We start from the raw sequence: 14,015 nt of genomic DNA on the forward strand, positions 1-14,015 counted from the left end.
TGCGACCTCCCTCTCATCCGGCGTCGCGAGCGCAACCACAGCCCTTAGACTCCCTCGCGTGACACGCCGCGGGCCGATTGGCAAGATGGCCTCCGCGGTCGGCAACACGCGGTAACAGGGAGGAAGCGCTCGTGAGCAGCAGGCCATCCCGAGGCGCTGCTCGCCTCGCAGCCATACTCGACGCGCTTCCGGACGCGTTGGTGCTGGTCAACGCCAACGGAACAGTCGTCAACGCCAACACGATCGCCCTCGAGGCGTTCGAGGCGCCGGGCACCGCCCTGGTCGGGCGGGGCCTTTTGGACCTGTTGCCGGAGTTCGACTCACGGCTGATCCCGGGCTCCATGCGGCGACCCGACCACATGGACCCGCAGGGCCGCACCAAGCCGACCCGCATGGTCGCCCGACGCACCGACGGCAGCGAGTTCCCGGTCGAGGTCACCAGCGCCAACCTGGAGAACGGACAGCAGGCGTACGACGGCTACGGCTACACGGGCGACGAGCTGCTGATGCTCGTCGTACGCGACCTGTCCGGGACCGTCGACACCGAGGCGGAGCTGGCGCGTTCCCAGCGCCAGACCGAGATGATCCTGCGGGCCGCGGCCGAGGGCGTCGTCGGCACCGACACCGACGGACGGGTCGTGCTCGTCAACCCGGCCGCCGCCCAGATCCTCGGCTACCGGGCCAGCGACCTCGGCGGCAAGGAGCTGCACACCCTCGTCCTGCACTCGCGGGCCGACGGCTCGCCGTTCCCGTACGACGAGTCCCCGCTCGCCGACACCCTGCGCTCCGGCCGCAAGCACCGGGTGCGCGGACAGGTGCTGTACGCCAAGAACGGCGACAAGGTCTCCGTCGACCTGACCACCGCGCCGGTGCGCGACGGGGACCAGCTCGTCGGCGCCGTCATGACCTTCACCGACCGGCGGCCCTACGACCAGCTCGCGCAGGAGAAGGTCGACGACGAGAAGAAGTACGAGGAGGAGCTGGAGCGGCTCTCCGAGGAGCACGCCTCCGACCTCACCGCGCTGCGCCAGAAGCACGTCACCGAGATCGAGGACCTCGAGGAGCGGCACGCCGAGGAGCTGGCCGCGGGCGAGGAGCGCTACGCCGCGCTCGGCGAGCGCGAGAAGGACCGCTTCGACGCGCTGGCCGGCCGCCACGACCAGCTGCTCACCCTGCTCGGCGGCTCGCTGCGCGGCCCCCTCGACGAGCTGCGCCGCGAACTGGCCGCGCTCGCCGCGGACGACGCCGGGCAGCTGTGGCCGGAGGCCAACCAGGTGCTGCACCACCTGTCGGCCGGCTACGCGCGGATCACCACCCTCATCGACAACGTCCTCGCCTTCCAGCGCCTGGACGCGGGCGGCGAGGAGATCAGCCGTACGAACGTGATGCTCGACGCCGTCGTCGCGGCCGGTGTGGAGGGCGCCGTCGACCTGATCGGGCCCGGCCGGGTGCAGTTCGCCGTGCACGCGCCGCCCATCGAGGCCGAGGTCGACCCGCAGCGGCTCGCGACCGCGCTCGCGCATCTCGTCGCGGACGTCGCCGGCGTCGACGCCACCGGCAACGCGCCCGTCTCCGCGGGCGGTTACATGGACAACACGGTCGTCGTGGCGGCCGCCCAGCGCGGCGAGGTCGTCCGCATCGAGGTGCGCGGGCCGTACGCCGGCGGGGACGCGGTGCACGAGCCGATCGTGCGCGGGATCGTGCGGGCGCACGGCGGCGTGCTCCAGACGCACGAGGTGCCGGGCATGAGCGGCAGCGCCTACGTCCTGGAGGTGCCCCTCGGCGGTGGCGCGGGAGCCGTGCAGGCTCCGCAGCCGCTCGCCGTGGAACCGCCGGCCGCCACCGGGGAGCCCGGCCGGGTCACCGGCGGACGGCGCCGGGCCCGGCGCTCCTCCGTGGACGCCTTCCTGGAGAGCGAGACGCCCGCCGAGACCGAGAGCACGGAGGCCCCCGCGCCGACCGGCCGACGGCGGCGCCGCGCGGCCGAGCAGGCCGCGATGGCCGCCCTTCCCGCCGCCGAGAGCACCGAGGCCTCGAACGGCACCGGGCGCCGGCGCGGACGTGCGGCCGACGGCTCCGCGGACGGCGGCGGCGTCGACGCGGTGAGCGAGGGCGCCGTCATGACGGCCGCCGAGCACGCCGCGGGCACCGCGGCCGTCGGCACCGGTCTCGGCGGCACCGTGCCGCCGGGCGGCGTGCCCGCGCCGAACGGCGCCCAGGACGGCGACGGCCCGCAGGCCCTGCCGGCCGCGCTGCCCGCGGGCGGCGAACAGCCGGACGACTCCGACGGCGGCGGACAGCCGACCGGGCGGCGCCGGCGTGCCCTGGCGGCGGCCAACGAGCGGGCCGCGGCGGCTCAGGAGGGCCCCCGACCGGTCTTCGCGCTGCCGCCCGCCGAGGCGGACCGCACCCCCGACGACGCGGGCGCCCAGGCGGCCGTCGCCGTGCCGGTGCCCGGTCAGCCGGTGGCCCCGGGCGTGCCGGGTGGCGCGGCCGGCGACTCCGGGCGGCACGACGCCGCCCCGCACGACCAGGCCGACGACCACACCCCGCCGCAGCCGCACCCCACGGCCGCCCCCACGGGCCGCCGTCGCCGGGCCGCCGCCCAGGCGGCGGAGCAGCAGGGCGTCGTGCAGGTGCCGGAGCAGGCTGTACCGGCGCAGGGTCTTCCACAGCAGGGACTTCCGCAGCAGAGCCTTCCCCAGCAGGCCGTGGCGCTCCCGGCGGGTGCCGAGGCGCCGCAGGCCGTGCCGGTGGCGCAGAACGTGCCGGTCGCGCCGGGGCACCCCGCTCCGGGGCAGGCCGTGCAGATGGCGCCGGGTGCGCCGGTCCAGGTCGCCCCCGGGCAGGCCGTGCCCCTCCCCGCGCAGGCGTTCGCCGCTCAGCCGGTCCCGGCGCAGGGCGTGCCCGGTCAGCCGGTCCCGGCCCAGGGCGTGCCCGGTCAGCCCGTGCCCATGTACGGCGCCCCCGCGCAGGCCCCCGTGAACCCGGCCGTCCCCGGCGGTCCCGCCGCACCCGTCGGCCAGGGCCCCGCCGGACAGCCGCAGCCCCAGCCGCTGCCGCTGCCGCCCGAGGCGGTGCCGGCCCAGGGCGGCCCCGTCGCGAGCGAGCAGGCGCAGGCGCCCCAGGCACCGCAGCCCGGCGCGCTGCCCGCGGCCCCCGGCACCGGCGCTCCCGGCACCGCTCCCGCGGCCGCCGCCCCCGGTGTCACGCCCGGCGCGGGCACCCCGCTGCCCCCCGAGCACCTCTCCGCCGTCCGGCCGCGCCCCGCGCAGCCGCTGCCGGCCGAGGCCGCCGCCCCGGTCGACCCGCACTCCACGCAGGGGCGGGCCATAAGCGTCCGCACGCTGGGCCAGGGTGTGCCGTTCAGCAGGCAGGCGGCGCAGGTGCAGGCCCCGGTGCCGGCCTCGGCGACGCCGCCGCACGGCACGTCCAGTGCGGGCCGCCGCCGCAAGCTGGGCACCCCGCCCGACCCGGCCGCGGGCCGTACGGACCAGACCGGCCGCCCGCATCCGCCGGCCGAGCAGCCCGCCCCTCAGGCGCCCGCGCCCGCGCAGCCGGCCCCGGCCGTGGCGCAGCAGGCCGCCCCGCCGGCCCAGCCGTCGCCTGCCGGTCAGGCGCTGCCGGGCCAGCCCGTCGAGCAGGCCGGACGGTCGTACGCCATAGGAGCACCGGACGAGAACGCCGCCGAGGGGCCCGAGCCGCTGGACGGTCCGGGCGGTGCCGTGGAGATCGCGGACAGCCCGCGGCTGCAGCCCATGGACGACGAGCTGCCGCCGGAGCCGCTGGACAACCCGCGGCGGCTGCTGGTGTGGCCCGCGCCCGACGCGATGACCCAGCAGGCGCTGAGCGACCGCGGCTACCGGCCGGTCATCGTGCACTCGCGCGAGGAGGTCGACGCGCAGATCGCGGCCTTCCCCGCCGCGCTGTTCGTGGACCCGCTGACCGGCCCGATCACCCGCACCGCGCTCCAGTCGCTGCGCCAGGCCGCGGTGGCGGCCGAGGTGCCGGTGATGGTGACAGCCGGTCTCGGGCAGGCGACCCGTGAGGCGGCGTACGGCGCCGACCCCGCCGTACTGCTGAAGGCGCTCGCGCCGCGGGACAGCGAGCAGCACCCGCCGCGGGTGCTGCTGATCGAGGAGCACGCGGAGATCGCGCTGGCCCTGACCGCGACGCTGGAGCGGCGCGGGATGCAGGTGGCGCGGGCCGCGAGCGACGCCGACGCGGTGGCGCTCGCCGGGCAGCTGCGGCCCAACCTGGTGGTGATGGACCTGATGCAGGTGCACCGCCGGCAGGCCGGGATCGTGGACTGGCTGCGCGCGAACGGGCAGCTCAACCGGACCCCGCTGGTCGTCTACACGGCCGCGGTGGACCAGGCGGACCTGCCCCGGCTGGCCTCGGGCGAGAAGGTGCTGTTCCTCGCCGAGCGCTCGACCAGCGACGAGGTCCAGACCCGGATCGTGGACCTGCTGGCCCGCATCGGCACCAACTGACCTTCGACAGGACGCAGTCGAGCCCCGGGCACCTTCTGGCGCCCGGGGCTCGCGCCGTACTCAGCCGAGGCGGGTGACGTCCAGGTCACCGTCGGCGTACTGGCGGCGCAGCACCTTCTTGTCGAACTTGCCGACGCTGGTCTTCGGCACGGCCGCGACGACCGTCCAGCGCTCCGGCAGCTGCCACTTGGCGATCTTGCCCTCGGTGGCGAGGAAGGCCCGCAGCGTCTGGAAGTCGGCGGTGGAGCCCTCCTTGAGGACCACGGTGGCGAGCGGCCGCTCGCCCCACTTCTCGTCCGGTACGGCGACCACCGCGGCCTCCGCGACGTCCGGGTGGGCCATCAGGGCGTTCTCCAGCTCGACCGAGGAGATCCACTCGCCGCCGGACTTGATGACGTCCTTGGCGCGGTCGGTGAGGGTGAGGAAACCGTCGGCGCTGATGGTGCCGACGTCGCCGGTCTTCAGCCAGCCGTCCTCGCTGAACTTGTCGGCGGGGCGCAGGGGGTCGGCGTCCGGGCCGTTGTAGTAGGCGCCCGCGATCCAGGGGCCGCGCACCTCCAGCTCGCCCGCGGACGCGCCGTCCCAGGGCAGGTGTTCGCCGCCGGGGCCGACCAGGCGGGCCTCGACGCCGGCCGGGAAGCGGCCCTGGGTGAGGCGGTAGGCGAACTCCTCGTCGGTGCCGACCGCGTGGGCCGGCGGGCGGGCGACCGTGCCGAGCGGGGAGGTCTCCGTCATGCCCCAGGCGTGGCAGACCCGCATGCCGAGCTCGTCGAAGGCGGCCATGAGGGCGGGCGGGCAGGCCGAGCCGCCGATGGTGACCTGGGTCAGCGAGGAGACGTCGCGCGGCCGGGCGGTGAGTTCGGCGAGCAGGCCCTGCCAGATGGTGGGGACGGCGGCCGCGTGGGTCGGCTTCTCGCTCTCGATCATCTCGGCGAGCGGGGCGGGCTGCAGGAAGCGGTCCGGCATCAGCATGTTGACGCCGGTCATGAAGGTGGCGTGCGGCAGGCCCCAGGCGTTGACGTGGAACTGCGGCACGACGACCAGGGAGGTGTCCTGGTCGGTCAGCCCCATCGACTCGGTCATGTTGACCTGCATCGAGTGCAGGTAGATCGAACGGTGGCTGTAGACCACGCCCTTGGGGTCGCCGGTGGTGCCGGAGGTGTAGCACATGGCGGCGGCCTGGAGCTCGTCCAGCGCGGGCCAGTCGTAGGCGGTGGGCTTGCCCGCGAGGAGGTCCTCGTACTCGTGCACGCGCGCGGTGGCGCCGTCGAGCAGGGAGCGGTCGCCGGGGCCGGTGACGACGACGTGCTCGACCGTCTTCAGGTGCGGCAGCAGCGGCGCGAGGAGCGGCAGCAGCGAGCCGTTGGCGATGATCACGCGGTCGGCGGCGTGGTTGACGATGAACGCGAGCTGCTCGGCCGGCAGGCGCAGGTTGAGGGTGTGCAGGACCGCCCCCATGGAGGGGATCGCGAAGTACGCCTCGACGTGCTCGGCGTTGTTCCAGGCGAGGGTGGCCACCCGCTCGTCGCCGGTCACCCCGAGGTCGTCGCGCAGGGCGTGCGCCAGCTGGGCCGCGCGCGCGCCGATCTCGGCGAAGGAACGGCGGTGGGGCTCGCCCTCCCCGGTCCAGGTGATCACCTGTGAGGTGCCGTGGATCCGCGACCCGTGGGTCAGGATCCTCGAGATCAGCAGCGGTACGTCCTGCATGGTGCTCTGCAGCACGGCGTCCTCCCAAGGCGACATTGCCTGCGTGGCGGTGAGTGTTCGCGCTGATTCTGCGCACATACCACGCGGTATGTCACTAGGGGAGGCGGTACGACGATGATCGATCAGGCGGCGGAAGCCCTGGGCTTCTCGGACCGGGCTCTTCGGGCCGGACTGGGGGAGGGCCGGGTTCAGGCCGCCGGGGCCTGCCGGGCCAGGCCCAGTTCGGGGTCCTCGCGCAGTTTGCCGAGGGCGCGGGAGACCGCGGACTTCACCGTCCCTATCGAGACCCCGAGCACCTCGGCCGTCTGCGCCTCGCTCAGGTCCTCGTAGTACCGCAGCACCACCATCGCCCGCTGCCGGGAGGGGAGTTTGAGGATCGCCCGCCACATCGCGTCGTGCAGCGCCTGCCGCTCCGCGAGGTCACCGGCGGCCGTGTCGGGCTCCGGCTCGGGCAGCTCGTCACAGACGAACTCGTCGACCTTGCGCTTGCGCCACTGCGAGGTACGGGTGTTGAGCAGCGCCCGGCGCACGTAGCCGTCCAGCGCCCGGTGGTCCTCGATCCGCTCCCACGCCACGTAGGTCTTGGCGAGCGCGGTCTGGAGCAGGTCTTCCGCGTCGTTCGGATTGGCGGTCAGCGACCGGGCGGTACGCAGCAGCACCGGCTGGCGGGCCCGGACGTACGACGCGAACGACGCGTAGGCGTACGCCGCGTTCGAAGCGCTGGTGCAGACGGGTGTGGTCATGACTCCACGCTAGGAGCGGGCCTCTCGCGGCGGATCGGCCGCAGGTCCCGAAGCGGACTCCGCCTCAGGTTGTAGGGGTGGGGCCGACCCCACCTCCTGAAGGTGGACAAAGAGGTGGGGTGTACTGCGGGATGACCCCTGGGGGGCGCGCCCGCATCCCACCCGGGGGCGCGCCCCTACAGGGGTCATCCCGCCCGGGGGCGCGTCCGCGTCCCGGGGCCGTCAGCGGTCGCCGGTGAGGACCAGACCCGACGCAGCCGCTGGCCGTCAGCCGTCATCGGTGAGGACCAGACCCGACGTCGGCACCCCGGTCCCCGCCGTGACCAGGACCGCAGCGGCCCCCGGCACCTGGTTCACGGCCGTGCCGCGCACCTGCCGTACCGCCTCCGCGATCCCGTTCATCCCGTGGAGGTACGCCTCCCCCAGCTGCCCCCCGTGCGTGTTGAGCGGCAGCGACCCGGCGGCCACGAAGTCCGCCCCCTCGCCCCGCCCGCAGAACCCGAACTCCTCCAGCTGCATCAGCACGAACGGGGTGAAGTGGTCGTAGAGGATGCCCACGTCGATGTCGTCGGGGCCGAGCCCCGAGGTCCGCCACAGCTGGCGGGCGACGACGCCCATCTCGGGCAGGCCGGTCAGGTCGTCGCGGTAGAAGCTGGTCATCTGCTCCTGCGCCCGGCCCGCGCCCTGCGCGGCGGCGGCGACGACGGCGGGCGGCCGGGGCAGGTCCCGGGCGCGTTCGAGGGAGGTCACGACGAGCGCCTGGCCGCCGTCGGTCTCCTGGCAGCAGTCGAGCAGCCGCAGCGGCTCGGCGATCCAGCGGGAGGCCGCGTGGTCGGCGAGGGTGATGGGCCGCCCGTGGAACCACGCCGCCGGGTTGGTCGCCGCGTGGCGCCGGTCCACGACGGCCACCTGCCCGAACGCCTCCGGGGTCAGCCCGTGGGCGTGCAGATAGCGCTGGGCCGCCATCGCCACCCAGGACGCGGGCGTGAGCAGCCCGAACGGCAGCGACCAGCCGAGCGCGGCTCCCTCCGCCGAGGGCTCCCGGTGGGTGACGCCCGAGCCGAAGCGGCGGCCCGAGCGCTCGTTGAAGGCCCGGTAGCAGACGACGACCTCCGCGACGCCCGCCGCGACCGCGAGGGCGGCCTGCTGGACGGTCGCGCAGGCCGCGCCGCCGCCGTAGTGGACCCGGGAGAAGAAGGACAGCTCGCCGATGCCGGCCGCCTGCGCGACGGTGATCTCCGGGCTGGTGTCCATGGTGAAGGTGACCAGGCCGTCGACGTCCGCGGGGGTGAGCCCGGCGTCGTCGAGGGCGGCGCGCACGGCCTCCGCCGCGAGGGCGAGTTCGCTGCGCCCGGAGTCCTTGGAGAACTCGGTGGCCCCGATCCCCACGACGGCGGCCCGGCCGCCCAGCCGGTCGGCGGTTCGCACGCTCATGCCGGACCTCCTGCCGGGCGTCCTGCCGGGCGTCCTGCCGGGGCTCCTGCCGGGCCTCCTGCCGGGCGTCCTGCCGGGCCTCCTGCCGGGCCTCCTGCCGGGGCTTCCTGATGATCGGCCGTGGCCGTCACCGTCACTGTCACCGTCACCGTCACCGTGCCGGTCACATGGCGGCCGAGGCTGTTGGCTCCGGTGATCCGCACGGTCGCGGTGTCCCCGTCCACCTCCTCGACCGTGCCGGTCAACACCATCGTGTCCCCCGGATAGTTGGGCGCGCCGAGCCGGATGGCGACCCGGCGCAGCACGGCGGTCGGGCCGAAGTGGTCGGTGACGTAGCGGCCGACGAGCCCGTTGGTGGTGAGGATGTTCATGAAGACGTCCGGGGCGCCCTTGCGGCGGGCCAGGTCGGGGTCGTGGTGGACGTCCTGGTAGTCGCGGGAGGCGATGGCCCCGGACACGACGAGCGTGCGGGTGATCTCGATCTCCAGCGGCGCGAGCCGCTCCCCGGCCTTCACGACGCCACCGGCCGGAACACGGGAAGCGTCAACTCGTCGTCGTAGGACTGGAATTCCAGCCGTACCGGCATACCGATGCGCACTTTGTCGTACGGCGTCCCGACCACGTTGCTGACGATCCGCACGCCCTCGGCGAGTTCGACGAGGGCGACGGCGTGGGGCGGGTCGAAGGCGGGGAAGGGCGGGTGGTGCAGGACGGTGTACGAGTACACGGTCCCCTCGCCGCCCGCCTCCACGGTGTCCCAGCCGGCGCCGCCGCAGGCGTTGCAGCCGGGGATCCAGGGGTGCCGCAGGGTGCCGCAGCCGGTGCAGCGCTGGATGAGCAGCCGGTGGTCCCTGATCCCCTCCCAGAAAACGGAGTTGTCGCGGTTGACGACGGGGCGGGGGCGGCGGGGTGCGGAGATCCGCCGATCCTCGGCGCGCGGGGCGGAAGATTCGGCGACGGGAATCCCGGCCGAACGCGCGGCTGCGGGGGCGTACTTGAGGACCCGGAAGCGGTGGGTGGCGACGAGTTCGCCGCCGACCCGGATGTCGGTGCGGGTGGTGATGAAGTAGCCGGTGCCGAGCTTGGTCGTCTTCCGGCCGGAGACCGACTCGATCACCGTGCCGAAGACGATCTCGTCGCCGGGGCGCAGCGGACGCAGGTACTCCTGCTCGCAGTCGGTCGCGACGATCGAGAGGTAACCGCCCTCGTCGAGGAGGTCGGACAGCTCGTCGTAGGCGCCGGTGCGGTCGGCGTGGCCACTGAGGCCGCCCATGGTCCAGGCCTGGAGCATGGTGGGCGGGGCGATCGCGTCCGGGCCGGTGTAGGCCGGGCTGGTGTCGCCGACGGCCTCGCACCAGTGGCGGATCATGGGGGCGTTCACCGGGTCCTTGCCCCTGACCGCCACGGCGGCGGCCCGCCCCTCGAACGCCCGCAGCCGCACCGCGAGTTCGTCGTCGTCCACGGCCGTCCACTCCTTCCCGCACGGGCAGGTCGGGGCCGACGAGAGGGCCCGCGACAGATTTCTGACTGTCCGTCAGATATCGGGGCCTGTCAAGGTCGCCGCCCACACGTCCGCGCGGCGCGCGTCCACGGATCCGCAAGCCGACGCGCCCACACGTCCGCGCGGCGGCGCCGAAGCACCACCGCGCGGACGAGTCACCCCCGGAGGTCTACCGGAGCACTACCGGAGCCCCTGGCGATGCGCCCGGAACCCCTCCCCCCTCCCCCTCCGGCTCACCACAGGTTGACGAAGTTGACGTGGACGGTCTCGTTGCCCTGGTTGAGGGCGGTGAAGGCGGAGCCGTTGACCTGCGCGGTGTTGCTCTGGTTCGTGGCGCCGGCGCCGACCGCGTTCTGTTGTGTGGTGGACGAGTTGCCGCTGTTGTCGCGGCCGACGCCGCTGCCGACGACGCTCGCCACCCCCGCGTTCGATCCGTCGCCCGCGCCGGCGCCGCTGTCCGCCGCGGCGACGCCGGTGAAGAGCGCGGCGGCCAGCGGAAGGGCGGCTACGGCGGCGAGTACGCGAGCGGTACGGGTGCTTGCCATGGTGCTTCCTCCAGAACCCGGCCCGGTGGCCGGCGGTACGTCAGGTGGGTCCTTGCGCCGGGCGGTCGGCCGACCGCCCGAGGTGTGGTGCACGACGTCGCGGGACCAGGCTGACCCGCGAAAACCCCGGCGAACCACCCCATCAGGGCTGATTCCCACTGAAGCGTGATGACAAGTCGATAAACCAGTTCACTATCCCTGGAACGGCCTGCTCAGGACAGTTCGGGCCGCCCTTACCAACGGGGGCGGGCGAGGAAGCGTTCCGGCAGATTTCCGGCAGACCGCACCGCCCTGGGCGAGTCGTCGCCGCACCCCCTTTCTTTATTCGAACGCTCGTACGAAAATGGAGTCATGGCCACCACAGACCGGCAGGCCACCACGCTGGCCCTCGCCCACGCACTGTCAGCCGCCGAACGCGGGCTGGCCGTCATCCCTCTGTCCCGGACCAAACTCCCGGCCCTGCGCTCGCCCCACCGAGACGACCCCGCGCCCGCGCCGATCTGCCACGGCGAATGCGGGCGCTTCGGGCACGGGGTCTACGACGCCTCGACCGACCCGGTGCGCATCCGCGCGCTGTTCGCCGCCGCACCCTGGGCCACCGGCTACGGCATCGCCTGCGGGCTGCCTCCGCACCACCTCATCGGCCTCGACCTGGACACCAAGGCGGACACGGACTCCTCGGCCGCGCTGCGCGAGCTGGCGCTGCGTCACTTGTTCACCATCCCGCCGACGGTCGTCGTGCTCACCCCGTCCGGCGGGCGCCACCTCTGGCTCACGGGCCCGGCCGAGGCGGTGATCCCCAACTCGGCCGGGCGGCTGGCCCCGGGCATCGACATCCGGGGCGCCGGCGGCTACCTGGTCGGCCCCGGCTCCCGCACCGACCACGGCGTCTACCGGACCGCCCCCGGCACGGCGCACCTGGCGCCCGCCCCGTGCCCCCGCGCCCTGCTGCGCCTGCTGCTGCCGCCGCCCCGCAACCCCGACCACGCCCCGCCCGCTGGGGCGGCGGGCGAGCGGCACGGGCAGGGGCTCGTGCAGTTCGTACTGGCCGCGCACGAGGGGCAGCGCAACACCCGCCTGTTCTGGGCCGCGTGCCGGGCCTACGAGGACGGCATCGGCGCCGCCCTGGTCGAGCCGCTGGTCGAGGCGGCCCTCAACACGGGCCTGACGGAACGCGAGGCCCGCACCACGATCGCCTCGGCGGCCCGCCTGACCGGCCACCACCCCTGACAGCCCGCCCCTTCCCCTCGCACTCCTCATCTCTCCCGATCGGAGCCGAATGCACCACCGCCCCAGGGTGCGGACCACGTTCTCGACCCTGACCCAGCTACTCCTCGCCTCCGACCGGACGATCGGCCTCACCGACCTGCGGTTCTGCGCCACGTACGGCGGGATCCCGCCCGGCTATCCCTGCAAACCGGTCAACGACCTGCGGATCGAGTCCTTACTCCGCCACGCCGAACTCGCCCACCCCACGGCCCCGGTCCACCTGCTGCCGCCCCCACGGGAACACCCCGCCCTGTACTCCGGCGCCTCGGGCCCGGTGGAGGTCCTCCCCCCGATCGCCTGCACGGGAACCTTCCACTCCGCCCCACTGGACCCGTCCCACGACCCGTCCCTCTACCGCTCGACCCTGACGATCGTCTGGTTCCAGCACACCCCGACCCTCCCGACGGCCACCGGAACGGACCCACCCCTGCACACCGTCCCCTGGGACCACCTGGCCCGGGACCGACGACTGTGACCCCGAAAAACACGCCGGCCCCCGACCGGACTCGCCGATCGGGGGCCGTGCGCTTCGCTCATCACGCGGTGGGTGTGGGATTTGAACCCACGGTGACTCGCGCCACGACGGTTTTCAAGACCGTTCCCTTAGGCCGCTCGGGCAACCCACCAGAGCCCTCGCCCACCTGGGGCGGAGCGGGTACAGCCTACTGGGTGGGAGCGGGGTGGTGGGGGCGCGCGTCTGTACGGCGGGCAGGGGTGGGTTCCCCTGCCCGCCTCCTGGGTGGGTCAGTTGTCGCCGACGCGGGAGCCGAGGGTCAGTTCGACCGTGTGTTCCGAGCCGCCGCGCTTGTAGGTGATCTGGACCTTGTCGCCGGGCTGGTGGGTCCAGATCTCGCCGATCAGGGTGGGGCCGGAGTCGATCACCGTGTCGTCGAGCTTGGTGATGACGTCGCCGGGCTTCAGGCCTGCCTTGTCGGCCGGGCCGCCGGACTCGACCGCCGAGGCGCCGCTCGCGCCCTCCTCGGTGATCTGCGCCCCGTTCGTGGAGTCGCTCAGGGAGACCGACGCGCCGATCTTCGCGTACACCGGCTTGCCGGTCTTGATCAGCTGCTGGGCGACGTACTTCGCCTGGTTGATCGGGATGGCGAAGCCGAGGCCGATCGAACCGGACTGGCCGGAGCCGCCCAGGCCGCTGCTGCCGGTCGACTGGATCGCGGAGTTGATGCCGATCACCGCGCCGGAGGCGTCCAGCAGCGGGCCGCCGGAGTTGCCCGGGTTGATGGAGGCGTCCGTCTGCAGGGCGCTCATGTACGACGACTTGCTGGTGGAACTGCCGTCGCTGGAGGCCACCGGACGGTTCTTCGCGCTGATGATGCCGGTGGTCACCGTGTTGGACAGGCCGAAGGGCGCGCCGATGGCGATGGTCTCGTCGCCGACCGCCACCTTGTCCGAGTCGCCCAGCGCCAGCGGCTGAAGGTCGGACGGGGCGTTCTTGAGCTTGATCACCGCGACGTCGTAGCCCTGGGCGTGGCCCACGATCTCGGCGTCGTACTTCTTGCCGTCGGGGAACGTGGCGGTCAGCTTGCCGCCGTCCACCGCGTCGGCCACCACGTGGTTGTTGGTGACGATGTGGCCCTGCTTGTCGAAGACGAAGCCGGTGCCCGTGCCGCCCTCTCCGCTGGTCGACTCCGCCTCGATGGTGACGGTGCTGGGCAGCGCCTTGGCGGCCACCGCCGCGATCGTGCCGGGGCTGCGCTTGACCTGGGCCGCGCCGCTGTCGGTGGACGCGGAGACGGTGGTGGAGCCGGTGTCGTCGTTGTTCTTGGCCAGCGTGTAGCCGAGACCGCCGCCGAGGCCGCCCGCGACCAGCGCCGCGATCAGCACGGCCGCGATCAGACCGCCGCGGCCGCCGCCCGAGCGGGGCGCCGACTGCTGGTACGACGAGCCCCAGCCGCCCGCGCCGGAACCGCCGGCGTCGGCGTAGGACGGGGTGGCGGGGGGCGGGGGCGGCCACGCGCCCGCGCCCTCGGGGTTCTGCCCGCCGTACTGCTGGTCCCCGCCGCCGTACTGCGGGCCCCCACCGTGCTGCGGGTCCCCCGGCGCTCCCGCCGACGCGTACGCCGGCGCCGGCTCCGACGCGCCCTGGACCGGCGGGAGCGGCGCGGTGTGCGCGTTCCCGTCGTAGGCCGGCTGCTGCGGGGGAGCCGTGGGAGATTCCACCGGCACGGGGGGTGCTGACGGGGCCGGGGGTACCGCGGTGCCCTCGTTCTCGGTGCTCACAGCTCTTCTCCTCGATCCACGGCTGTTGTCATCGGTCGCACTCGGTCACACTCGTTCACGTTATGTCCACGGGCCGCGCGCGATT

At 74.1% G+C, this 14,015-nt stretch carries 10 protein-coding genes and 1 tRNA gene; 3 read left to right on the top strand and 8 right to left on the bottom strand.

Annotated elements, in window-relative coordinates; genetic code table 11:
- Nucleotides 1-131: 131 nt before the first annotated feature.
- Nucleotides 132-4,493, top strand: coding sequence for a hybrid sensor histidine kinase/response regulator (locus tag WN71_RS03185; RefSeq protein ID WP_079177613.1), 4,362 nt, complete (start codon nucleotides 132-134; stop codon nucleotides 4,491-4,493).
- Between the two features lie 60 nt (nucleotides 4,494-4,553).
- On the opposite strand, the gene WN71_RS03190 is transcribed toward WN71_RS03185, so the two are convergent.
- From WN71_RS03190 to WN71_RS03215, 6 genes are all read right to left on the bottom strand, one after another.
- Complete coding sequence (locus WN71_RS03190; RefSeq protein ID WP_046583758.1) at nucleotides 4,554-6,236, bottom strand: long-chain fatty acid--CoA ligase; 1,683 nt, start codon at nucleotides 6,234-6,236, stop codon at nucleotides 4,554-4,556.
- 152 nt (nucleotides 6,237-6,388) lie between these two features.
- On the bottom strand, nucleotides 6,389-6,943 hold the full coding sequence (locus tag WN71_RS03195; protein ID WP_046583757.1) for a SigE family RNA polymerase sigma factor: 555 nt from the start codon (nucleotides 6,941-6,943) through the stop codon (nucleotides 6,389-6,391).
- 267 nt (nucleotides 6,944-7,210) lie between these two features.
- Nucleotides 7,211-8,377 carry a lipid-transfer protein gene (locus WN71_RS03200; RefSeq protein ID WP_046583756.1) on the bottom strand — a complete coding sequence of 389 codons (1,167 nt, stop codon included), beginning with the start codon at nucleotides 8,375-8,377 and terminating at the stop codon, nucleotides 7,211-7,213.
- A complete protein-coding gene (locus WN71_RS03205; RefSeq protein WP_079177614.1) occupies nucleotides 8,374-8,892 on the bottom strand; it encodes a MaoC/PaaZ C-terminal domain-containing protein in 519 nt (172 codons plus the stop codon). Before WN71_RS03205 ends, WN71_RS03200 begins: the two co-directional genes overlap by 4 nt.
- Nucleotides 8,889-9,839 carry a bifunctional MaoC family dehydratase N-terminal/OB-fold nucleic acid binding domain-containing protein gene (locus WN71_RS03210; protein WP_046583755.1) on the bottom strand — a complete coding sequence of 317 codons (951 nt, stop codon included), beginning with the start codon at nucleotides 9,837-9,839 and terminating at the stop codon, nucleotides 8,889-8,891. The genes WN71_RS03205 and WN71_RS03210 overlap by 4 nt, the downstream gene beginning before the upstream one ends.
- A gap of 272 nt (nucleotides 9,840-10,111) precedes the next feature.
- Nucleotides 10,112-10,423: a hypothetical protein gene (locus tag WN71_RS03215; RefSeq protein WP_046583754.1), complete on the bottom strand. Its 312-nt coding sequence runs from the start codon at nucleotides 10,421-10,423 to the stop codon at nucleotides 10,112-10,114.
- A gap of 351 nt (nucleotides 10,424-10,774) precedes the next feature.
- Between WN71_RS03215 and WN71_RS03220 the strand changes: the two genes are divergently transcribed.
- Together WN71_RS03220 and WN71_RS03225 are read left to right on the top strand one after the other, a co-directional pair.
- The gene (locus WN71_RS03220) at nucleotides 10,775-11,653 is read left to right on the top strand and encodes a bifunctional DNA primase/polymerase (protein ID WP_046583753.1); all 879 of its coding nucleotides are present in this window, start codon (nucleotides 10,775-10,777) and stop codon (nucleotides 11,651-11,653) included.
- A gap of 67 nt (nucleotides 11,654-11,720) precedes the next feature.
- Nucleotides 11,721-12,167: a hypothetical protein gene (locus WN71_RS03225; protein ID WP_338058672.1), complete on the top strand. Its 447-nt coding sequence runs from the start codon at nucleotides 11,721-11,723 to the stop codon at nucleotides 12,165-12,167.
- A gap of 66 nt (nucleotides 12,168-12,233) precedes the next feature.
- On the opposite strand, the gene WN71_RS03230 is transcribed toward WN71_RS03225, so the two are convergent.
- Together WN71_RS03230 and WN71_RS03235 are read right to left on the bottom strand one after the other, a co-directional pair.
- A tRNA-Ser gene (locus tag WN71_RS03230) sits at nucleotides 12,234-12,318 on the bottom strand.
- 118 nt (nucleotides 12,319-12,436) lie between these two features.
- Nucleotides 12,437-13,930 carry a S1C family serine protease gene (locus WN71_RS03235; RefSeq protein WP_046583751.1) on the bottom strand — a complete coding sequence of 498 codons (1,494 nt, stop codon included), beginning with the start codon at nucleotides 13,928-13,930 and terminating at the stop codon, nucleotides 12,437-12,439.
- Between the last annotated feature and the right edge of the window lie 85 nt (nucleotides 13,931-14,015).

It is taken from the genome of Streptomyces mangrovisoli, assembly GCF_000974985.2.
In the GTDB taxonomy this organism is placed as follows: domain Bacteria; phylum Actinomycetota; class Actinomycetes; order Streptomycetales; family Streptomycetaceae; genus Streptomyces; species Streptomyces mangrovisoli.

Excerpts from the sequence above, each read along its gene's own strand:
- WN71_RS03215 (WP_046583754.1), bottom strand. The coding sequence starts at position 10,423 with ATGGCAAGCACCCGTACCGCTCGCGTACTCGCCGCCGTAGCCGCCCTT.
- WN71_RS03220 (WP_046583753.1), top strand. The coding sequence starts at position 10,775 with ATGGCCACCACAGACCGGCAGGCCACCACGCTGGCCCTCGCCCACGCA.
- WN71_RS03190 (WP_046583758.1), bottom strand. The coding sequence starts at position 6,236 with ATGTCGCCTTGGGAGGACGCCGTGCTGCAGAGCACCATGCAGGACGTA.
- WN71_RS03200 (WP_046583756.1), bottom strand. The coding sequence starts at position 8,377 with ATGAGCGTGCGAACCGCCGACCGGCTGGGCGGCCGGGCCGCCGTCGTG.
- WN71_RS03195 (WP_046583757.1), bottom strand. The coding sequence starts at position 6,943 with ATGACCACACCCGTCTGCACCAGCGCTTCGAACGCGGCGTACGCCTAC.